At 69.0% G+C, this 21,430-nt stretch carries 20 protein-coding genes; 10 read left to right on the top strand and 10 right to left on the bottom strand.

All coding sequences use genetic code 11. The features are described from left to right. Positions 1–156: 156 nt before the first annotated feature. From QH195_RS32970 to QH195_RS32960, 3 genes are all read right to left on the bottom strand, one after another. A complete protein-coding gene (locus tag QH195_RS32970) occupies positions 157–1,989 on the bottom strand; it encodes an AMP-dependent synthetase/ligase (RefSeq protein WP_280438264.1) in 1,833 nt (610 codons plus the stop codon). A gap of 141 nt (positions 1,990–2,130) precedes the next feature. Continuing rightward, positions 2,131–2,799, bottom strand: a complete 669-nt coding sequence (locus QH195_RS32965) for a GTP cyclohydrolase II (RefSeq protein ID WP_280422825.1) — start codon at positions 2,797–2,799, stop codon at positions 2,131–2,133. Between the two features lie 190 nt (positions 2,800–2,989). Beyond that, on the bottom strand, positions 2,990–4,504 hold the full coding sequence (locus QH195_RS32960) for a carbohydrate kinase family protein (RefSeq protein ID WP_280438263.1): 1,515 nt from the start codon (positions 4,502–4,504) through the stop codon (positions 2,990–2,992). A gap of 370 nt (positions 4,505–4,874) precedes the next feature. Between QH195_RS32960 and QH195_RS32955 the strand changes: the two genes are divergently transcribed. Further along, positions 4,875–5,243, top strand: coding sequence for a hypothetical protein (locus QH195_RS32955; RefSeq protein ID WP_280422823.1), 369 nt, complete (start codon positions 4,875–4,877; stop codon positions 5,241–5,243). A gap of 11 nt (positions 5,244–5,254) precedes the next feature. On the opposite strand, the gene QH195_RS32950 is transcribed toward QH195_RS32955, so the two are convergent. From QH195_RS32950 to QH195_RS32940, 3 genes are read right to left on the bottom strand one after another with little or no spacing between them, the layout of a single operon-like run. Next, positions 5,255–6,331 carry a quinone-dependent dihydroorotate dehydrogenase gene (locus QH195_RS32950; protein ID WP_280438269.1) on the bottom strand — a complete coding sequence of 359 codons (1,077 nt, stop codon included), beginning with the start codon at positions 6,329–6,331 and terminating at the stop codon, positions 5,255–5,257. 5 nt (positions 6,332–6,336) lie between these two features. Then, positions 6,337–6,603: a DUF5703 family protein gene (locus tag QH195_RS32945; protein ID WP_280438262.1), complete on the bottom strand. Its 267-nt coding sequence runs from the start codon at positions 6,601–6,603 to the stop codon at positions 6,337–6,339. Continuing rightward, on the bottom strand, positions 6,603–7,595 hold the full coding sequence (locus QH195_RS32940; protein WP_280438261.1) for a hypothetical protein: 993 nt from the start codon (positions 7,593–7,595) through the stop codon (positions 6,603–6,605). Before QH195_RS32940 ends, QH195_RS32945 begins: the two co-directional genes overlap by 1 nt. Positions 7,596–7,788: 193 nt before the next feature. On the opposite strand from QH195_RS32940, the gene QH195_RS32935 reads away from it, so the two are divergent. The 3 genes from QH195_RS32935 to QH195_RS32925 are packed head-to-tail and all read left to right on the top strand — an operon-like array spanning position 7,789 to position 10,900. Then, positions 7,789–8,136 carry a hypothetical protein gene (locus QH195_RS32935; protein WP_280419944.1) on the top strand — a complete coding sequence of 116 codons (348 nt, stop codon included), beginning with the start codon at positions 7,789–7,791 and terminating at the stop codon, positions 8,134–8,136. Positions 8,137–8,155: 19 nt separating this feature from the next. Further along, positions 8,156–8,710, top strand: coding sequence for a hypothetical protein (locus QH195_RS32930; protein WP_280419943.1), 555 nt, complete (start codon positions 8,156–8,158; stop codon positions 8,708–8,710). Positions 8,711–8,725: 15 nt separating this feature from the next. Then, positions 8,726–10,900, top strand: coding sequence for an MMPL family transporter (locus QH195_RS32925; protein WP_280438260.1), 2,175 nt, complete (start codon positions 8,726–8,728; stop codon positions 10,898–10,900). A gap of 305 nt (positions 10,901–11,205) precedes the next feature. Here the strand turns inward: QH195_RS32925 and QH195_RS32920 are convergent, their stop codons facing one another. The 4 genes from QH195_RS32920 to QH195_RS32905 all read right to left on the bottom strand — a co-directional run bounded on the left by QH195_RS32920 (position 11,206) and on the right by QH195_RS32905 (position 15,470). Further along, the gene (locus QH195_RS32920) at positions 11,206–12,180 is read right to left on the bottom strand and encodes a heme ABC transporter ATP-binding protein (RefSeq protein ID WP_280438259.1); all 975 of its coding nucleotides are present in this window, start codon (positions 12,178–12,180) and stop codon (positions 11,206–11,208) included. A gap of 35 nt (positions 12,181–12,215) precedes the next feature. Then, on the bottom strand, positions 12,216–13,307 hold the full coding sequence (locus tag QH195_RS32915) for a FecCD family ABC transporter permease (RefSeq protein WP_280419940.1): 1,092 nt from the start codon (positions 13,305–13,307) through the stop codon (positions 12,216–12,218). 25 nt (positions 13,308–13,332) lie between these two features. Next, complete coding sequence (locus tag QH195_RS32910; protein WP_280438268.1) at positions 13,333–14,349, bottom strand: heme/hemin ABC transporter substrate-binding protein; 1,017 nt, start codon at positions 14,347–14,349, stop codon at positions 13,333–13,335. A gap of 146 nt (positions 14,350–14,495) precedes the next feature. Next, the gene (locus QH195_RS32905) at positions 14,496–15,470 is read right to left on the bottom strand and encodes an aldo/keto reductase (protein WP_280438258.1); all 975 of its coding nucleotides are present in this window, start codon (positions 15,468–15,470) and stop codon (positions 14,496–14,498) included. A 330-nt stretch (positions 15,471–15,800) separates the two neighbouring features. On the opposite strand from QH195_RS32905, the gene QH195_RS32900 reads away from it, so the two are divergent. The 6 genes from QH195_RS32900 (at position 15,801) to QH195_RS32875 (ending at position 21,245) form a co-directional block, all read left to right on the top strand. After that, complete coding sequence (locus QH195_RS32900; RefSeq protein WP_280419947.1) at positions 15,801–16,742, top strand: undecaprenyl-diphosphate phosphatase; 942 nt, start codon at positions 15,801–15,803, stop codon at positions 16,740–16,742. An 85-nt stretch (positions 16,743–16,827) separates the two neighbouring features. Beyond that, positions 16,828–17,529 carry a histidine phosphatase family protein gene (locus tag QH195_RS32895; protein WP_280419938.1) on the top strand — a complete coding sequence of 234 codons (702 nt, stop codon included), beginning with the start codon at positions 16,828–16,830 and terminating at the stop codon, positions 17,527–17,529. Between the two features lie 123 nt (positions 17,530–17,652). Further along, complete coding sequence (locus QH195_RS32890; protein WP_280419937.1) at positions 17,653–18,237, top strand: DUF3090 domain-containing protein; 585 nt, start codon at positions 17,653–17,655, stop codon at positions 18,235–18,237. Next, the gene (locus QH195_RS32885; protein WP_280438257.1) at positions 18,234–19,034 is read left to right on the top strand and encodes an SCO1664 family protein; all 801 of its coding nucleotides are present in this window, start codon (positions 18,234–18,236) and stop codon (positions 19,032–19,034) included. The genes QH195_RS32890 and QH195_RS32885 overlap by 4 nt, the downstream gene beginning before the upstream one ends. A gap of 167 nt (positions 19,035–19,201) precedes the next feature. Then, positions 19,202–20,443, top strand: a complete 1,242-nt coding sequence (gene mshC, locus QH195_RS32880; RefSeq protein WP_280419935.1) for a cysteine--1-D-myo-inosityl 2-amino-2-deoxy-alpha-D-glucopyranoside ligase — start codon at positions 19,202–19,204, stop codon at positions 20,441–20,443. Positions 20,444–20,684: 241 nt separating this feature from the next. Then, a complete protein-coding gene (locus tag QH195_RS32875; protein ID WP_280419934.1) occupies positions 20,685–21,245 on the top strand; it encodes a TetR/AcrR family transcriptional regulator in 561 nt (186 codons plus the stop codon). The last annotated feature ends 185 nt before the right edge of the window (positions 21,246–21,430 follow it).

Genomic DNA, 21,430 nt, shown 5'->3' with positions numbered 1-21,430 from the left:
CCCCCCCCCCCCCCCGCCCCCCTCGCCTTTCTAGCCCGCGCCCCCCCGCGCGGGGGGCCGCGCCGCCTCCCCCCCCCCCACCACCCCTCTTCCTCTCCCGGCCGGGCGCCCCCCCCCCCCCCCCCCCCCCCCCCACTACTGTTCGGGTGGTTCGACTCAGCCGCGTACGTCGATCACGGTGCCGGATACCTCCTCGGCGTAGAGCGCGGTGATCTGCTCGGCGTACTTCTCGGCGATCGGTGCGCGTTTGAGCGACATCTTCGGGGTGAGTTCGTCGCCGCCGGGCTCCCAGACGGTATCGACGATGGTGAACCGTTTGATCTGTTCGACCCGGGACAGTTTCGCGTTCCCGGCCTGGATCGCCGCGCGGACGTCCTCGACGATACGGGGATGCCGGGCGAGGGTGGCGATATCGGCGTCGGTGGCGTCGATTTCCTTCGCGCGGATGGCTGCCATATCGGGGTCGAGCACGATGAGGGCGGTGATATAGGGTTTGGCGTCACCGAGCGCCACCGCCTGCCCGACGAGCGAGGAGGCGGCCTTGACGGCGTTCTCGATATTGCTCGGGGCGATGTTCTTTCCGCCTTCGTTGATGATGAGTTCTTTTTTGCGGTCGATGATCCGCAGGTAGCCGTCGGGGTCGAGGGTGCCGACGTCGCCGGTGTGCAGCCAGCCCTCGGCGTCGAGCGCCTCGGCGGTTTTCTCGGGCATGGCCCGATACCCGTGGGTGATGATCGGACCCCGTACGAGTACCTCACCGTCGTCGGCGAGCCGGAGTTCGAGTCCGTCGACGGCGCGACCGACGGATCCGGGCCGGGGTTTGTCGAGTTCGGTGTAGGTGGCCACACCACTGGTCTCCGACATACCCCATACCTCGGAGACGCAGAAACCGAGACCGAGGAAGAACTCGAGTGTTTCCGGTGGGATGGGAGCGGCACCGGAGGAGGCAACCCGGAGCTCGTCCAGGCCGAGCGTCGCTCGCACTTTGGACAGCAGCAGCTTCTCGGCGATGCGGTGCTGGATATTCAGCAGCGGGCCGCGCCCGGTGCCGGCCAGATCCGCTTTGGCCGCCGCGATACCGATGGCGACGGCCCAGCCGGCGATGGCCTTCTTGGCGCCGGTTTCGGCGGCGAGCTTGGCCTCGACACCGCCCTTGATCTTCTGCCAGACACGCGGGACGCCGAAGAAGACGGTGGGCCGGGCGTCGGGGAGCGCGGCGGCGATCTCCCGGGGATCGGGGACGGTGGTGATCTGGATACCGGTCACCAGGTTGATGGCGTGCCCGGAAATCCGGTCGGCGACGTGGGCGGCGGGCAGGTAGGAGAGCGCGCGGTCGTCTATCCCGACGTCGAGCGGGCCGCTGGTGAGAGCGAGGATCTGGGCCAGCACATTGCTGTGGGTGAGTTCGACGCCCTTGGACGGCCCGGTGGTGCCGGAGGTGTAGATGAGGGTGGCGAGATCTCCTGGTTCCACGGCCTGCCAGGCGGCATCGAAATCGAATTCGGCATCGGTGGCGGCCTCGAGCTCGGCGAGGGTGGTCGTCGCGCCTTCGGCCGGCCCGTCGACGACGACGAGGTGTTCGATCGGTACGCCCGCGGCGCGGATGGTGCCGAGGAACTGCTGCTCGGTGACGACGATCTTGTTGCCGGCGTTGCCGAAGACGTGCGCGATCTGTTCGGGCGAGCAGGTGTTGTAGACGGAGAACGGGGTGGCGCCCAGGTGCAGTGCGGCGGTATCGAGGAGGTTGAACTCCGGCCGGTTGGTGAGCATGATGCCCACGGTGTCGCCGCGAGTGAGACCCAGCGCGGCCAGGCCCGCGGCGAGAGCACGGACGCGTTGCCCGTACTCCCGCCAGGTGATTTCCTGGGTGCCGCCGACGGTGCGCAGGGCGACCGAATCCGGGCGGAGGGTCAGGGTTTGCTGGAACGCCGCGGGCACTGTGCGGACAGTGACGCCGGTGCGGTGGGTGTAGGCGATATCTGTGGTCATGGATCCGTTCCCGAGGTGCTGGGGTACCGGAACACTCGCCGTCGCTACCACCGGTGTCGTATGGGCGACCGGCGATCGGAGAGTGACGCGGATCACCAATGGTAGCTGGGTAACGGCGCTGGTGGGGTCGTTCTGTCTGGGTCAGCGCACGCCGGCGGCGATCTGCTCGCCCACCGGCCCCTCTGTGTTCGGCGCCGGTCCGGGTTGGTTCGCCGGAATCCAATGTCCGCGGTGACGGCGCTTGGCTTCCAGATAGGCGGCCGCCCGCTCGCTGAGCGGCGGTGTATGCAGCGGCTCGGCGGTGACGGCGATATTCGCGGCGCGCACGGCCGCGACCTTGTCGGGATTGTTGGTGAGCAGCCGGACCCTGGTGAGCCCGAGTTTGCGCAAACTGTCCGCGGCCTGGGCATAACTACGGGAGTCCTCGGGGTATCCGAGGTTGCGATATGCGGTGAAGGTATCGGCGCCGGTGCGTTCGGCTTCCCGGTACCCCAGCGCTTTCGCGATCAGTCCCGCGCCACGCCCTTCCTGTTCGAGATAGACCAGTACTCCGGCGCCGGCTTCCTGGATGAGATCGAGAGACGTGCGGAGCTCGGGCCCGCAATCGCAGTCCTGGGAGTCGAGTGCTTCACCGTAGAGGCAGCGCGAGTGGATCCGCACCAGGCAACCGTCGGCGGGCCGCCCGAAAACCAGTACATGACCGAGTTCGGGCCTGCCGTCGACGGCGAATACCGCCAGCGGGGACTCGTGGCCGTTGCGAGTGAACCGGTGTTCGGTGGCGACAGCGGAAGTCTCCGCGGCTGCGGTCAAGGTCGATACTCCTTCGATGTTTTGTCGGTACCGCGAGAATGGGTAGGGCCGAGCTACCGCAGCGCTCGGCCCGCCGATCGGGGACATCGTTCCCGTGCGATGGCGGGCCGATAGGTGACTTTACGCCTGCCGCTACGAGTACGCACTCCATGTGCGGCGGGTCGGTGCGGACTCTCGGACCGGGCACCCGTCAGTGCCTTTCGGCGGTGAGCCGGATGATGCGGTCCACCTCTTCGGCGGTGGGCATGGCGCCGGGTACGTCACCGGCGAACGACTGCGTCGCCACCATGGCGGCTGTCGCCCAGGTGTAGTCCTGTTCGTCGGCCACCCGGCGGACGGGCCCACCCCCGCCGTCGGCGATCGGGGGACGCGACAGCAGCCGGTACACCAGTGCGGCGGAGAAGGCCCCGCGCGAACCCGGTACATCGGTGAGCGCCGCGGCCTGGAAGCGCGGGATATCGAGGGCGAGCCGGTCGGAGCGGACGGTGCAGCCGAAATCCTCGACGACACAGACAACGGGCGTGCCCAGCATCTGGAGTTGCTGAGCGATATGGGCCCCGGATTGGGCAGGTATCTCGGGGACCATGCTGTCGAGCTCCTGGGTGGATCCGATCAGGTAGTCGACGATGGACAGGTAGCGGTACAGGACCTGGGGTGTCTCGACAGCGGCGGCCGTGAGCAGCAGGGTGGGTCGTTTCGGGAGGTTCTGCAGGGTGGTCAGGACCCGTTCGATCACCGGTAGCGGCGGTTCGAGGGTGACCAGGACGGCGTCGGTTTCGGTGAGCGCGGCGCGGACCGCGGGTCCGGTGAGCTCGGCGGTGGTGAGCCGGATGCGGTCGTCCTCGCAGAAAATGGTGCCCGCGATACCTGTTTTGCTGACGATGAGCGCAGTGATGGGGGTGGTGGCGTCGGGAACGACCTTGACCAGGGATGTATCGACCTTCTCGGTACGGAGATAGTCGAGGATCCGGCGTCCGGCCTCGTCGTCGCCGACCGCGCTGACGAGCCGGACATCGATTCCGAGGCGGGCGGCGGCAACGGCGCGGTCGAGTCCTTTGCCGCCCGGGTTGTCGCTGAAACGGCCGCGGGCGAAACCGCGCGCGTCGGGGATTTCGTCGACACGGTAGATGTGGTCGATAACGGCGTCGCCGACGACGGTGAGCGTGCCGATCCGGCCGGAGCTGCCGTGGCGGCCGGTGCCCTGGGGGAATCGGGCGTCGGTGTAGACGTTCCCGGTGACCAGCAGCGCGGCCAATGCGGTGAAGGCGCGGCGTTCGGGAGTGGCGCGCAGGGAGCGCACGGTGGGTGCCGGGGGAATGGCCTCGGCGTCGGCGATCTCGTGCAACCTGCTCCAGTTCGCCGAGAGGTATTCGCGACGGTCGCCGAGGTCCTGTGAATAGAGGTCCTCGGGGTCGATTCCGGTGGTCTCGGATTCGCGCAGCAGGCCGAGGGACAGTTCGGCGTCGGTGATGACGCGGTGGGTCGCCGGGAGGCGGCGGGCGTGTTCGCGGACGACGGGGAGTACGGCGGCGGTGCGGGTGATGCCGTGGGTGGCGGCGTATCGCCGGATGACCGGGAGGTCGAGGAGGGGAGTGATATCGATTTCGGTGGTGGCGAGACGGTCGGCGCTGAGACCGGAGCGTTTGCAGAGCCGGGTCAAGATATTGCGGATAGCGACGATGGCGGTGTCGTCGGTGGGGGACATACCGCGCGCCTTTCTGGTTTTCGCCGTCGCCGAGGGGTTTCGACCCGGTCTCTGATGGCAATAACCATAGTGCAGGACGGCGTTTGACATTTACATTGACCCGCGGAACCGTCAAATGACACACTGGAATCAGCGTTTCCCTCGATCAGAGGAACGGGAGGGCCTGGTGACGACAATGACGACAGCCCGATTCCGCGGACACCGTTACCCAGCACGTCGATGCGTCTCCTGCACCGGGGTGGATCCGGAGGCATCCTCCGCGACGGCGCGCTGAGCGCGCCCGGCAGTCCCCCCTTACCCGACGGCAGCGATGCCGTGCCGGCTGTAGTCCCGGCCCGGTCTCGGTGCCGAGCCCCCTGAGGAGGCAGCTGTGACCATCCATATCACCGACTGGCAGATGACCAGCGGTATCTCCCTCGAATTCGCCGAGCGCGTGCAGACCCGTCACGGATCGTCGTGGCTACTCAGCTGGTTGCCGGGACGCGCCTTGTCGTTCGAACAGGCCTACGCCGCAATGGAACTCGACGAGATACTGTCCGACCCCGAGCTGGTGTACGACGACGCTGCGCTGTCCTGGGCCCGGCAGCAGGCAGAGTTGCTCGGGCTCGTGTTCGAACAGGTCGTGGTGCTGCTCGCCGGCCGTGTCGAAGCCAGGCTGGCGGAAGCGCGGATCATGCAGGACGTGCCCACCGGGTATCGGGACGATCCCGGTGCCATCCGTAGCGGTTCGGCCGCCTGACCCGACCTTGTCTAGCGGTGTGCGGCGTGGCCGGCGCCCACGGCGTCGGCCAGGCTGCGATAGCCGCCGGCACGGAGCCGGTCGGCGATCCCGCGGTGAATCCGCCGCGTCCACAGTGGCCCGCCGTAGATGAAACCGGTGTACCCCTGGAGCAGGGACGCGCCGGCCAGAATCCTTTCCCAGGCCTGGTCGGGGGTTTCGATACCGCCCACCGAGATCAGTACGAGCTGCCCGCCGACGCGGGCGTAGAGCCGGCGCAGGACATCCAGCGAGCGATCGGCCACCGGCGGACCGGACAGTCCACCGGCACCGATGGTTTCGACCTCGGCGGGATCACTGTGCAGGCCCTCGCGCCCGATCGTGGTGTTGGTGGCGACGATGCCGGCCAGGCCGAGTTCCACGGCCAGATCGGCCACCGCGTCGACATCCTCGTCGGACAGATCCGGCGCGATCTTCACCAGCACCGGCACCCGCACACTCTCGAGTACCGCCGCCAGGACAGGCCGCAGTGACCGGACCGCCTGTAGATCCCGGAGGCCGGGGGTGTTGGGCGAACTGACATTGACGACCACGAAATCGGCATGCGGTCCGAGCAGGCGGGCGCTGGTGGCGTAATCGCCGGCGGCGTGCTCGGCATCCACGACCTTGGTCTTGCCGATATTGGCACCGATGGGCACCGAGGCCACGCGGCCGTGCAGCCGGGACGCTGCGGCGGCCGCACCGTGATTGTTGAAACCCATCCGGTTGATCAGGGCACGGTCGGCGGGCAACCGGAACAACCGGGGCTGCGGATTACCCGGCTGGGCCGCGGCGGTGACGGTGCCGACCTCGGCGAATCCGAAGCCCAGCGCACCCCAGGCGTTCGCCCCGGTGGCGTCCTTGTCGAAACCGGCGGCCAGCCCGAGCGGCGCCGGGAAATCGACCCCGAACACGCGGGTGCGCAGAATGGGATCCGGTACCGCGAACAGGCGGTGCAGCAGGGCCCGGGTGGGGGCGATCGCGGTCGCCGCGCGGATCACTCCGAAGACGAGATGGTGGATTCGTTCCGGCGGCACCAGGAACATCAGGCGGAGCAGTAATCGGTACAGCACGCTCATAGCTCCGTGGTATGCCCCGCCGGGCTGGTGAGCGCGGTTTTGCGGCGGCGCAGCAGAACGCGGCGGCTGCCGTCGGTATAGGCGCGGACCCGGGACAGCTCCCAGCCGCCGAATTCGGCCTGGATGGCGAGCCGCATCGAGGCGGTCACCCGGGTGACATCGGGCGGGAGCCGCAGGGGGATGTATTCGTAGTCGTCGCCGCTGGTCTCCCAATCGGCGGGGAGTTTTGCCCGCGTCGCCGCGCCACGGTGAGTGGATGCCATCACTGCCCTCTCTCGCGCTGGTCCGCGGATATCCGTTGCAGACCCGGTTCGGTGGCCGAGCCGATGTAGAGGTCACCGGTATCGGCATCGACGGTCACCGCGTTCGGCTGCCGGACGGTGGGGTAGCGGCCCACCTCCCGCGGTGCTCCCGTCGACAGGTCGTAGCCGACGATCTCGTTGCTCTGCGTGCACGTCACCCATACGGTGTCAGAACCCCGGTCGTAGGCGAGTGCGTAAGGCGACGATCCTACCGGGTAGCGCTGCCGCAGGACGAGCGGATCGGTGGTGAACACCAGCAACTGACCGCTGTCGGGGTCGGTGACGACGACCCGGTTGTCGGGGGCTTCTATCAGATTCGCGGCGCCGGTCCCGGCCCGCAGCGCCAGTCCCAGGTTCTCGTAGCCGGACCCGATCTCGGTGACCAGCGTCTGGCGGCGGTCGAGGACGGCGACGGTGTCGCCGGTCAGCGCGATCTCGTCGGCCGAGGCCAGCCCGGTGACGGTGTGCTGGATCTTGCCCGTGCCGTCGAAGACCAGGACGCGGCCGTCGGCGGTGCCGGCGATCAGGGTGCCGTCCGGGCGGGAGCGGACAGTCCGCAGATCGCCGTCGACCGCCACCTCGGTGACCGTGCGGTCCGCGGCGTCGATCCGCAGGATCACCCCGTCGCCCGCGGCGAGGAATTCGCCCGGGGTGCCGGCGGCGATATCGCGGGCCGAGGTGGGCAGACGTACCTCGTGAACGGTAGGTGGCGTGGTAGCGGGATCGAGCAGCGCCAGGCCGGTACCCGCCGGATCGAGGCCGGCGAGGAACCCGCTGCCGGGATCGGTGGCCAGGGAAGCGAGAGGAGCGGGGGCGGGGTACACCTCCCCGGCCGGGGCGGAGGCCAGGGGCGGGGATACCGCCGGAGTCGCCGGTTCCCGGGTGGGCGCATCACCGGCACCGGACTCGGAATCGCCGGAGCAACCCGCCAGCAGGGCGGCGGTGAGCAGCACGACCACGACGGTACCGCGGGGTCGCCGGTGTCGCGCTCGTCTCGCTCTGCCCGGAAACGACCGATACTGCATGGGATTATCTGATCACGACCGGGTGGCCGCCGGTATCAGCGGGGTGTGGGGTGTCGGCGGCGGGTCGTGTGCGGGGCGGGTTACCGTACGGATCAGACGGTGCGGAGTTCAGGAGTCGACGATGCACGAGGTGCCGGCGTTTTCCGCCGAGGAAGTGACGACGGGCCCGTTCGCGCACGGGTTCGGCCGTACCGGGGACGGGCGGACATTCGCGTTCCGCACGGTCCGGGCGATGCTGCAGGTGGAGATCTACCGTCCGGACCTGGATTCGGAGGTGCCGGGTCCGGAGGATGTGGTGGCCGTGGCCGAAGCCCAGGTGACCGATATCGATCTCGACGACGCGCGCAGCGTGGTCGCGTTGGTGCGGGATCTGCTGCCGCGGGCGACTTCCCCGCCCGGGGGCCGTAATGTTCCGACGGTACGGGCCCTGCTGGCGCGTATCGGCTCGGTGATCGAAGGCAGGCAGTGAGAGTGGTATGCAGGACGTGATGCGGTACACAGCTGTTTCCCGGCCGAGGCGCGCGGTGCGTGCGGGCGGTGCCGTGGTGACCGCGGCCGCGGTGGTGCTGCTCACCGGCTGTGGAACCGGTGTCGACGAGGATTCGGTGGCGGCGGCCCGGTCGTCGGCGAAGGCGGCGCTGTCGTCCTCGGCGGCGGCGACCTCGCAGGAACTGGCGTCGCGCACACTTCCGACCGCGGCGGAGCTGGACACCCAGATCAAGCGGGCGCTGGATCCGGCGCTGCCCGATTCGGAGCGCACGAAGCTGATCGAGGACGGGGAGTCGTTCCGGGAGGCGATTCCGGATATGTACAAGGCGTTGCAGGACAATCCGCGGGCCGTCTACGGGGTCACCGACCCGGTGTTCGACAATCACGACGGCACCGTGACGGCGACATTGCGGCTGGACAAAGACGGCTCGGGGACCTCGGTCCGGACGACGGTGGTGCATTTCATCTATCTGGACGGTGCGTGGAAGCTCTCGCGGACCGATCTGTGCGGGATCCTGCGTTCGGCGGACTACCGCACTCCGGCCTGCGGCTAGGTAGCGGGCCGCGCAATGTCGACAGCGGGGACCCATCGGTGGGGGCGTTTCGTGTACCGGCACCGGGTCGCGGTGCTGGTGATATCGCTGTTCGTGGTCGCGCTGTCCGGGCTGTACGGCCGGGATCTGGCGGATCGGCTCACCCAGGAGGGCTGGTTCGACGAATCCAGTGAATCGGTAGCGGCTTCGAAACTGGCCGATGCCACATTCGGCCGCGATACCGACAGCGATGTGATCGCCCTCTACACCGCGCCGGCGGGGAAGACGGTGGACGATCCGCAGGTGCGGGCGGCGGTGACCGGGCAGCTCGCGGGCCTGCTGCGCGACCATCCGAACCGGGTGCTGCGCATCGACAGCTATTGGGACAGCGCCCTGTCTGGACAGTTCGCCGACGATTCCCGGACGTACGCGTTCGCGAGTATCGGGTTGCACGGGGAGGGGTCGGCCACGGTCGACAACTACCTGGCGATCGCCGCTGACCTGGGTGCGGACGTTGCGGGGGCAGGACCGGCCGGGACGACGGTGCAGCTGGCCGGGTTGCAGCCGGTGGTCGAGGGCATCAACACCGGGATGCAGGACGATATCCGGCGGGCGGAGATGATCGCGCTACCGCTGGTGGCGCTGCTGCTGTATTTCGTCTTCGGCGGGGTGGTGGCGGCGCTGCTGCCGGTGCTGGTCGGTGGTATGACGATCCTCGGTACCCAGGGCATCATGCGGCTGCTGACCGGCCATATCGAGGTGAACGTCTTCGCGAGCGCGGTGGTGACCCTGGTCAGTCTGGGGCTGGCGATCGACTACGGGCTGTTCACCGTGACCCGGTTCCGGGAGGAGCTGGCATCCGGCCGCAGCGTGGAGGACGCGGTATCGCGGACGGTGGCGACGGCGGGTCGCACGGTGGTGTTCTCGGCGGCGATCATCGCGGTAAGCCTGGGTGCGCTGTTCATCTACCCGAACGGTGTGCTGCGATCGGTGCCCTACGGCGGAATCAGCTCGGTGCTGCTGGCTGCCGTGCTGTCGGTGACCGCGCTTCCGGCCATGCTGGCGATCGTGGGCCGGCGTATCGACCTGTGGAAGTGGCGCCGGTTCGCCCGTGCCAGTACCGAGGCCGAAATCGATCGCGGGATCTTCTCCCGGCTGGCGGTGCGGGCGATGGCGCGGCCGTGGGCGGTGATCGTGCCGGTGGTGCTGGGTCTGCTGCTGCTGATGGTGCCGTTCCGCCATATCGAGTTCGGTGGGTTGAGCGAGAAATACCTGGCGCAGGACAATCCGGCGCGGGTGGCGCAGGAGAAATTCGATGCCCTGTTCCCCGGTTTCCGTACCGAACCGCTGCGACTGGTGGTGACGGGTGCGGATGCCGCGCAGTTGAGCGATATCCGGCTGCAGGCCAATGTCACACCCGGCCTGACGGGTCCGTTCGAACCGGCCGCACCCACCCGGGACGGTATCAATGTGCTGGAAGCCGGCCTGGTGGACGAGCGGGCCGCCGATACCGCGATCGCGGTATTACGCGGTATCGAGGAACCGGACGGTGTGCGGGTGATGGTGGCCGGGGTGCCGGCGCTGGAACGCGACAGCATCCACGGGTTGCTGGAAGGTCTGCCACTGCTGGCGCTGCTGCTGGTGGCGGCAGCGGTGGCATTGATGTACGCGGCGTTCCGGTCGCTGATCCTGGCGGTCAAAGCGGTCGCGATGTCGGCACTGAGTCTCGGCGCGACCCTCGGCATACTCACCTGGATATTCGTCGAGGGCCACGGCGCGGAACTGTTCGATTTCACACCCGGGCCGCTGATGTTCGCGGTCCTGGTGCTGATCGTGACCGTGGTGTTCGGATTGTCCACCGACTACGAAGTATTCCTGCTGTCGCGGGTGGCCGAGGCGCGCGCCAACGGCGCCGATCCACCGGAATCGATCCGATACGGCATCGCGCACACCGGCGGGGTGATCACTTCGGCGGCGGCGATCCTGATCGTGGTGACGGGCGCGTTCGGCTTCTCGGAGCTGGTGATGATGAAATACATCGCCTACGGCATGATCGCCGCGCTGGTCCTGGACGCCACGGTGATCCGCATGCTGCTCACCCCGGCGGTGCTGAAACTGATCTGGCGACCGAAATCGCCCGTCGCCGCGGCCGGCGTCGTGGCGGACCCGCAAACCGTGGTCTCCGGATCGCCGACCGTCGAGAAGATGTAGCCGGCCGGTCGCCTGATTCGCCGGTCTCGCGACATGGTTCGTCGGGATCGACCGCGTGCCGATGAGCCGATCTCGAGCCGAACAGGCGCACGCTGATCGCCGGGGCCACGCCGGTATGGCGTTGTGGAATATGCCGAGAGTGGGGGTCCACACGTGTGGTGGTTCCGATGGGCGTACGGCGCCCGGTTGCGATCACCCAGTTGTCGTGTAGCCGTACAGGTGACAACAGTGCCGCTCACCGTAGGAAACGGATCCATCTTCGCCGGCGCGGGCCGGCGGCTGTCTCCGGAGATGCGCCGGACAGATCAAATGCGTGCCGACCGCGCCGGGAGTACCAATTGGGCGCCCGTGTCCGGATGGTCGAGGACTTCGATCGGATAGCGGTACACGCGGCTGAGCAGTTCCCCGGTGAGGACCGCACGCGGTGTACCGGTGGCGGCGAGCCGCCCGCTGTCCAGAACGGCGACGCGGTCGGCATAGGCGGCGGCGGAAGCGAGGTCGTGGAGTACCACGACCACCGCGGCACCGGCGGCGGCCCGGTCGGCCGCCAGGGTCAGCACGGCCTCCTGATGGCCGAGGTCGAGGGCCGCGGTGGGCTCGTCGAGCAGCAGGGTCGCGGTGTCCTGGGCCAGCACCCGGGCCAGGGCCACCCGGGCCCGTTCACCGCCGGACAGGCTCGGAAACGACCGCCCGGCCAGATGGGCGCAGTCGGTCGCGGCCATGGCGCCGGTGATCACCGCGTCGTCCCGGTCGGCGCGGGGAGTGCGCTGCCATGGTGCGCGGCCCATGGCGATCACCTCGGCCGCGGTGAACGGAAACCCCACGGTGTGGGATTGCGGGAGGACGGCGCGGCGGCGGGCCATATCGATCGGCGTCCAGTGGGCGAGCGGGTGGCCGTCGAGTTCGACCTCGCCGTGCCCCGGGACGAGTTCCCCGGCCAAGACCGCGAGAAGAGTCGATTTACCGGCACCGTTCGGCCCGACCAGCGCCAATACCTCCCCGGCGGTGACGTCGAGGTCGACATCGTCGAGGACGCGGCGGGTGCCGCCCCCGCCGCCGTGCCGATCCAGGGTGACGCCGCGGGCGCGCAAGGTGACGGTCCCGGGTCCGGTGGGCGCGGGCAGTCGATGAGCTCGCTGTAGCAGTCCGGTGACCCGGCGACGCAGCGGGATCTGCGCGGCGGCTCTGCCGAGCCCGTCGGTCATATGGGGGAGCGCCGGGCGGTGATGCTGCGCCGCGTGTTCCGTGCCCGGTTCGCTCGTGCCGTGCTGACGGGCCATGGATGAGGATCCTCCGTGGTGCTGGTGCGGCGCGTTCATGCCCACCCTCCAGAACGGGCTCGGGTGCGGCGCAACAGCCAGAAGAAGAACGGACCGCCGATCAGCGAGGTGAGCATGCCCAGTGGCAGATCGGCGTTGTCGACGAGGGAGCGGGCGGCGACATCGGCGGCGAGCAGGACGACGGCGCCGGTGACCGCGCTGACCGGGATCAGGGCACGATGCCCCGGCCCGACGATCATGCGCACCACATGCGGGACGATCAGCCCGACGAACAGGATGATCCCGGTGAACGCGACCCCCGCGGTGGTCAGGACGGCGACGATCACGATCACGGTGCGCCGCAGCCGTTCCACATCGACACCGAGGTGGCGGGCCGCGGATTCACCGAGCGCCAGCAGGTCCAGTCGCGGCGCCACGAACACCGCCGCCGCGATGCCGGCGGCCGCGAGTACCGCCACCACCGCGACCGCATCCCAGGTGGCACCGTTGAGGCTGCCCAGCTGCCAGAACACGATCTGGTCGCGGGCGGCGGGGGAGGCGACGAACAGCAGGAAAGCGATGAGCCCCCCGGCGAACGCGTTGATCGCGACACCGGTGAGAACCAGGGTCACCACTTCGGTGCGGCCGCCCGATCGGGACAGCACATACACCAGCACGGTGGTGATCAATCCGGCGACGAACGCCGCCGCGGCCACCGACCAGGCGGCGACGAACGCACCCCCGAAAACGATCACCGCCCCCGCACCGACCGCGGCGCCGGAGGACACCCCGATCACACCGGGCTCAGCGAGGGGGTTGGCGAAAACTCCTTGGAGCAGCGCGCCGGCGGTGGCGAGCGCGGCGCCGACCAGGATCGCGAGCAGCACTCGCGGGAACCGTACCTCCCACAGCGTGACCTCCCCGGCCGGGTGGGCGGGAAGCGGCCCCCAATCCAGGCCGATCCGGTGGGCGATACTGCCGGCCACCTCGGCAGGGCCGGTCGGTACCTGCCCGATAGCGGCCGACGCGACGGCGAGCGCGACCAGCGCGAGGGTGGCGACGGTGAACGCGAGAACAGCCCGGCGCCGGGTGTGCCGCCCGAGATCCGGAGTGATGGACTCGCGCGGTTTGTCGAGATCCACGGTCATGCCACTGCCACCCGGTCCGACGCGCTCATGCTGAGGGAGGGCCGTAGATGGCGTCGGACAGGGCAGTGATCACGCGGCCGGTGTTCGGGCCGAACGACAGCAGCACCGAATCCGACATATCGACGATCCGCTTGTTTCGTCCCGCCGGGGTCTGGGCGATGCCGGGTATCCGGGCGATCCCGTCCACCCCGCCGATCGATTTCATTCCGTCGGTCATGACCAGCAGCACATCGGGCGCGGCCGCGATCATCGCCTCGCTGGTGATCGCAGTGAACGGCTCACTCACCCCGGATTCGGTTCCGGCGTCGCGGGCCCCGAGCGCGGCGATGAGTGCGTCCGCGCCGGACCCGGGGCCGGCGAGCATCGTGATCGCGCTGGAGCGCAAATACAGGAATGCGATACGCAGCGGCGGGTCCTGGGCGGGCACCGCAGCCGACGCGGCGGCGATCTCGTCCTGGGTGCGTTGCGCGAGCTGCTGCCCGCGATCCGGGACACCGAGCGCCGCGGCGACGGCCTCGATCTGCGGTACGACCCCCTCCATGGTGCGTTCCGGATCGAAGTAGACGACGGTGACCCCGGTCGCGCGCAACTGTTCGCGCACCGCGGGGGAAGCGCTGGTGGTGTCGGTGAGGAAAACACTGGGCCGCAGCGCGAGGATCGACTCGACGTTCAACGCACCGTTACCGCCGGTGACGTTCGGCAGATCCGCCACCGCGGGAAACGATGCGGCGGTGCTGCGGCCCACCAGATTGTCGCCGAGCCCGAGCGCGTACACGATCTGGGCGAGGGTGCCGTACCGGTCGGCGGCCACGATCCGGCGCGCATCGGTGACCGTGACCTCGGCGCCGTCGAAGGACCGGACCGTCGCGGGTAATGCCGGTGTCGGGGGCGGAGCGAGGGGTACCGGGTCCAGATCGTCCAGGACCGCGGTGGCCGGCCCCTGCTGCCCGGTCGCGCCGGCGGGTTCGGTACCACCGCAGGCGGCGGTGAGGACGAGCAGACCGGCGGCGAGGCCGACCAGCAGTGCCCGCGCCCACCGCATGCGGGCCCGCGGCGAGGTCGTGTGGTGCCTGCTGCGCACGAGCGCGGTCCCTCCGTTGTTACGTTTCGCTGCCGCCTGCGGACCCGACTCGCTCATGCAGGCAAGGCTAATCCGTGCCGCGGCGTGGTGATCGCCCCCGCCCCCGGCTACGGGGTGGAGCTCACATCGTCGAGGGCGGCGGCGATCGCGCGCGGCAGTTCCAGAGTCTCGGCGGCCAGTACCCCGGTGAGCTGGCCCATATCGCGGGCGCCGACGAACATGCTCGCCACTCCGGGCCGGTCGCGTACCCAGGCCAGCGCGACCGCCAGCGGTGAGGTCGCCAATCCGTCGGCGGCGGTGACGAGGGCATCGACCACGGCGGTGGCACGATCGTCGTCGAGACGGCCGCGGATCTCGGCGGCGGTGGCTTCGTCGGCGGCGCGAGAATCCGCGGGCACACCATCGCGGTATTTGCCGGTGAGTATTCCGGCGGCCAGTGGTGCGGTGGCGACAATTCCCGCGCCGTGGTGAGTGGCGGCCGGAACCGTATCGTCCTCGGCCCCGCGGGTGAGCAGCGAATACGGCGTCTGCACGGCAGTGACGGGGGTGCGGGCGGCCAGGCTTGCCAGCTGCCAGGCGGTGAAACCGCGGACCCCGGCGTAGCGGACGCGGCCGGACCCTATCGCGTACTGCAGGGTGTCGGCGATCTCGTCGAGAGGTGTGGCGGTATCCCAGGCAGTGACCTGCCACAGATCCAGGTGGTCGGTGCCCAGTTCGAGAAGGGTGCGATCGAGTTGGCGCAGCAGGGTGCGGCGTGAGCAGTCGACGGTGATCCGCGCCTGATCGGGCGTGGGCGGTTCGCTTCCGGCGGGGACGACCGGTAGATAGGGCACCTGTCCGGCCCCTGCGCACAGCACGAGCTCGTCGCGGGACACCAGATCGCCCAGGAGCTCGGCGAGTATCCGCTGCGCGGCCCCGCCGCTGTAGGCAGGGGAGGTGTCGACGAGAGTGCCGCCCGCTTCGGTGAACGCGATCAGCTGCGCGGCGGCCGTCTCGGCATCGGTGCGGCTGCCCCAGGTATGGGTGGCCAGCCCGATCCGGGAGACCCGCAGCCCGCTGCGGCCGACGGTGCGCTGTTCCATCACCGGGTCTCCGGGCCAGGCGGACACGGCACGAGCGCGTCAGGACCGGAGGTGGTGGCGGAGCGCAACCACGTAGGACCCTCGCTCACGCGCGGAAGACACAGCACGGTTCGACGTTTCCTCACGGCGCCCAGCCTAGAGCGTGACCGCCCGCTGACCGTCCGCGGCGAACGGTGGGCGCGGCGTGTCCCGGGGCCCGGTCGCCGCGCGCGCCCGGTATCGGGCACTGTAGGGTCGCTGCGGTCGATCGCCGGGGATCGTGCAACGGCTGCGGTGCCGTCGAGTGTGAAGGAAGAGCGGGGTTTTCGGCGTGGTTCAGGAGGTTGTGTGATCGGCGAGTCGATGACCTGGGTACAGGCGCTGGTACTCGGTTTGGTGCAGGGACTGACGGAGTTCCTGCCGGTTTCGTCGTCGGGGCATCTGCGGATCGTGTCCTCGGTGTTCTTCGGTGAGGACGCGGGTGCTTCGTTCACCGCTGTCACCCAGCTCGGTACCGAGGCGGCCGTGCTGTTGTTCTTCGCCAAGGACATCTGGCGGATCGTGCGCGTGTGGTTCGCGACCGTGTTCGAGAAACTGAGCGCCCGGGAGAAGGTGCCGCTCGCCGAACAGGTGACCACGAAACTGCCGGTCGTCACCGGGGCCGGGCCCGTCGGCTACGACCCCGCGGCCGAGGCGCAGCGCGAGCTCGACTACCGCATGGGCTGGTATGTGATCATCGCCACGATCCCGATCGGTCTGGTGGGCTTCGTCTTCAAGGACCAGATCCGTACGGGCGCACGCAATCTGTGGCTGGTGGCGATCATGTTGATCGTTTTCGCGCTGGTGATCGCCGCGGCCGAGCACTACGGCCGCAAAGAGCGCCCGATGGAGCAGCTCACCACCCGCGACGGCCTGGTGATGGGTTTCGCGCAGTGCCTGGCCCTGATTCCCGGTGTTTCGCGTTCCGGCGCCACATCCAGCGCGGGCCTGTTCCTCGGTTTGAAACGCGAGGCGGCGGTGCGGTTCTCGTTCCTGCTGGCGATTCCCGCGGTCACCGCGTCGGGCCTGTTCAGCCTGCCGGACGCCTTCGAACCGGCCGGTGAAGGCCTGAACGCCTCCGGTATGCAATTGCTGGTGGCGACCTTGATCTCGTTCGTGGTCGGGTACGCGTCGATTGCCTGGCTGTTGCGGTTCGTGGAGCGGCATTCGTTCTACTGGTTCGTCGGGTACCGGATCGTGCTGGGGTTCGTGATCATCGGTTTGCTCGCCGGCGGGGTCGTGTCGGCGACGTGAGCCGGTCGGTTCGGGTAGACGAGGCGGTGGCGCGGGGCGGGCTCATCGGGCCTCGCCGCGCCGCGGCCGCCGTTAGGCTGGCAGCATGACGGTGATCCTGTTGCGACACGGCCTGTCGACGTCCAATACCGGAGGGACCCTCGCCGGGCGCAGTCCCGGGGTGGAGCTCACCGACCGCGGCGGCGAACAGGCGCGCGGGGTCGCGACGCGGCTCGCGAACCTGCCGATCACCCGGATCGTGACCTCACCGATGCTGCGCTGCCAGCGCACGGTATCGCCGCTGGCCGCCGATCTGGAACTGGAACCGGTGGTCGACGACCGGCTGGCGGAGGTCGACTACGGCGAGTGGACCGGTCGCAAGATCACAGATCTGCTGGCCGAACCGCTGTGGCAGGTGGTGCAGCGGCATGCGTCGGCCGCGGTGTTCCCCGGTGGGGAAGGGCTGGCGCAGGTGCAGGCCCGGGCGGTGTCGGCGATCCGGGAACACGATCGGGCCCTGGCGGAGTTGCACGACGGGGATCGGCTGTGGGTGGCATGCACCCACGGTGATGTCATCAAGGCAGTGCTCGCCGATGCGCTGGGAATCCACCTCGACGGATTCCAGCGGATCATGGTCGAACCCGCCTCGCTCAGTGTTGTCCGTTATACCCGGACCGCGCCGTTCGTCACCCGGATGAACGACACCGGTTCGGACCTTTCCGGTCTGGCGCCGTCACCGGCCCCCGAATCCGGGGCTTCGGGCCCGGTGCCCGGCGGGGAGATCGGCGCGGGAAGGAAAGACGGATAATGGGTATGCCCGATACCGGCGGATGCGCCACCTCTCGGCGGCGTCGGGCGACTCGGCGTGTGCGCCGGGAAACGGCGCGGCGGAGCACCGCAGCCGAACAGGGTCACGTATCAGGAGGTGCATGTGTCACGAGCAATCCATGTATTCCGCACCCCCGAACGTTTCGTCGCCGGAACTGTCGGTGAGCCGGGCGATCGCGCGTTCTACCTGCAGGCGGTGGAGGAACCCCGGGTGGTGAGCGTGCTGCTGGAGAAGCAGCAGGTGAAGGTGCTCGCGGACCGGATGGGTCTGCTGCTGGACGAGGTGGCGCGGCGGTTCGGTGCCGAGGTGCCACCGCAGGCCGAGCAGGTCAACGACAACGACCCGCTGCTGACCCCGATCGACGCGGAATTCCGGGTCGGCACCATGGGGCTGGGCTGGGATGCCGACGCGGGTGCCGTAGTGGTGGAGTTGCTGGCGATCACCGAGACCGAGGTGGATGAATCGGTGGTCCTCGACGACACCGAGGAGGGGCCCGACGCGGTGCGGGTGTTCCTCACTCCGGATCAGGCGCGGGAGTTCGCCTTGCGGTCCACCCGGGTGATCGCCGCCGGGCGGCCGCCGTGCCCGCTGTGCGGGGAACCGCTGTCGGCGCGCGGGCATATGTGCGTGCGCACCAACGGGTACAAGCGTGGCGAACTGTTCGGCGCGAACGATCTGGAGGAATGAGCGTGGCCGGGGACGCACTGTCCACCGGTGAGCTGACGGTACTGGGCCGGGTGAGTGTCGCCAGTAACGTGACCCTGGTGTGCGACCTCGCGACCGGTGACGGTGCCGTGCGAGTGGTGTACAAACCGGTGCGTGGGGAGCAGCCGCTGTGGGATTTCCCCGACGGCACGCTGGCCGGCCGGGAGGTGGCGTCGTATCTGATCTGTACCGCGCTGGGCTGGCCGGTGATCCCGGAGACGGTGCTGCGGGACGGACCGTACGGTCCCGGGATGGTGCAGCGCTGGATCACGACCCGCGATCCCGCCGAACCCGGCAGCACCCGCCTGGATCTGGTGGACCTGTGCCCGGCCGGGCTGGTTCCGGATGGTTACCGGGAGATCCTGCGGGCCTACGACGGCGCCGGTGACGAAGTATCACTGGTCCACGCCGACGATCCGCGGCTACAGCGGATGGCGGTGCTGGATGTGCTGTTGAACAACGCCGACCGCAAGGGCGGGCATGCGCTGGAGGGCCTGGACGGCGAGGTGTACGGCGTCGATCACGGGATCTGCCTGCACGAGGAGAACAAGCTGCGCACTGTCCTGTGGGGCTGGGCCGGTGATCCCGTTCCGGTGGACCTGCTCGCCGATATCGCCGCCTTCACCGATACCCTGCCGGGGGAACTCGCCGACCGGCTGGCCGAACATCTCACCGATGCCGAGATCGACGCCCTGCTGCGTCGCGCCAAACGGTTGCTGGACGATCCCGTGATGCCGTTACCGGCCACCTCCCGGCCCATTCCGTGGCCGGCGTTCTGACCCCGCCACCGGCGGTTCATCGGATGATTCATTCCTCCTGAGGGCAATGCTTGCCTTCCCCGATCCGCTGGTCCGGCGCAGGTCCACGGGCTGCGAAGGCCCGCGGGCGAGGCCGGGACGGCGGGGTGGGCGGTACCCGGCCGTTACCGACCTCTACTCTCGAAGGTATGCAGTCCTGGTCCGACACCCCGATTCCCGCGGTCCCCGGAGCAGGGCCACCCCTACGTTTGCACGACACCGCCGACTCCTGTACTCGCCCGGTGACCCCCGGTGCGACGGCCACCATGTACGTCTGCGGTATCACCCCCTATGACGCCACGCACCTCGGTCACGCCGCCACCTACCTCACCTTCGATCTGGTGAACCGGATACTGCGCGACAACGGGCACGATGTGCACTACGTGCAGAACGTCACCGATGTCGACGATCCGCTGTTCGAGCGCGCGGCCCGCGACGGTGTGGACTGGCGGGACCTGGGTACCGGGGAGATCGAACTGTTCCGCGCGGATATGGCCGCGCTGCGGGTGCTGCCGCCGCGCGACTACGTGGGGGCGATCGAATCGGTGGACGAGGTGATCGAGCTGGTGCGCAAGCTGCTGGCCGCCGGCGCCGCCTACACCGTCGAGGACACCGAATTCCCGGATATCTACTTCCGCACCGACGCCACCGAACAGTTCGGGTACGAATCGGGTTACGACCGCGAGACCATGGCGCGACTGTTCGCCGAACGCGGCGGCGACCCGGACCGCCCCGGTAAACGTGACCCGCTCGACGCGCTGCTGTGGCGCGCCGAACGCCCCGGGGAACCGTCGTGGCCGTCGCCTTTCGGACCGGGCCGTCCCGGCTGGCATATCGAATGCGCCGCGATCGCGGTGAACCGGCTCGGCACCGAATTCGACATCCAGGGCGGCGGCAGCGATCTGATCTATCCCCATCACGAATATTCCGCGGCGCACGGTGAGGCGCTGGTGGCCGGCCGCCGGTTCGCCCGCCACTATGTGCACACCGGGATGATCGGCCTGGACGGCGAGAAGATGTCGAAGTCCAAGGGCAACCTGGTGCTGGTGTCGAAGCTGCGGGCCGCCGGAGTGGACCCCGGCGCGGTCCGGCTGGGGTTGTTCGCCGGCCACTACCGCGCCGACCGGACGTGGACCGACGAGGTACTCACCGAGGCGCAGGCGCGGCTGGATCGCTGGCGGCGGGCCGTGGCCGCCCCGGCCGCTCCGTCCGCGGCCGACACCGTTGCCCGGCTGCGCATCCACCTGGCCGACGACCTCGATACTCCGCGGGCCCTGGCCGCGATCGACGCCTGGGCCCGCGACACCCTCGATTACGGCGGGACCGATACCGGCGCGGGCGAGCAGATCGCCACCGCGGTCGATGCTCTGCTGGGTGTGCGGTTGCGCTGACCGGCCTGCGGTCCGGCTCGGGCGTGAGCGAGACCGGTGATCGCTCCCAACAGTGACACGAAGCCCGAAGCGCGGGCGCACACAACCACCGCGCCCGACCTGCTCATGCCTGTTCGGGCGCAGTACCTTCGGCCGCGCAGACGGTCCGTGAACAGTCACAACCACCGGCCGTCGCGGTCCGGCGATGCGGTACTGTTCGGTGCTCGAGATCCCATTCGTTCCCCGAGCAGATCGGCGCCGTATGTCTCGTATCGTCAGTAAGGACAACTATTTCGACACCGGCCTGGAGGTGCTGTCCGACCTCGGGTTCCGGCATCTCAACATCGGCGTGCTGTGCCGCCGGCTTGGCGTGACCAGCGGTTCCTTCTACCACCATTTCGGTAGCTGGCAGTCGTATGTCGATGCGCTGCTGGAACATTGGGAGAACCGGCAGGTGGTGATCCTGCGTTCGCTGCGGTTCGATCCGTCCACGCCCGATTCGGCGATCGGGGCGCTGTCGGATCTTACGCTGGGCCTGCATCATCGGGCGGAGGCGGCGATCCGGGCGTGGGCGGCGAACGACGAATCGGTGGCGGTGGCGCTCAAACGGGTCGACGAATCCCGGCGGCGCACCGTACGCCGGACGATCTCCGGTGTGGTCGGTGACGAGGAGATCGCCGCGGTGGACACCGAATTGGGCATGGCCATGCTGATCGGATACCAGCAGATGGTCGCTTCCGGGCAGGATGTGCGCCTGGAGCAGTTGCTGGGCGAGTACGCCCGCCTCGTCTATTCCCACCGGCGGCCCGCGGCGCAGGACTGATCCGGGCCGTCCGGACGCCGACCCACGCATACGGCTCCCGGTGTCTCGCGATTCGTTACCTTGGCACGCGGAGGACGGTCGAAGAAGTGGCCGGCATCAGCAGCAGTCCAATTGCAGGAATTGATCGCCGGTATCGAGGCGCGAGCCGGGATGAACGAGTCCGGGATGAACGAGTAGAGCGGCTG

Source organism: Nocardia carnea (assembly GCF_029868855.1).
GTDB classification, from domain to species: Bacteria; Actinomycetota; Actinomycetes; order Mycobacteriales; family Mycobacteriaceae; genus Nocardia; species Nocardia carnea_A.
This window is presented reverse-complemented; position numbering and strand designations above follow the sequence as displayed.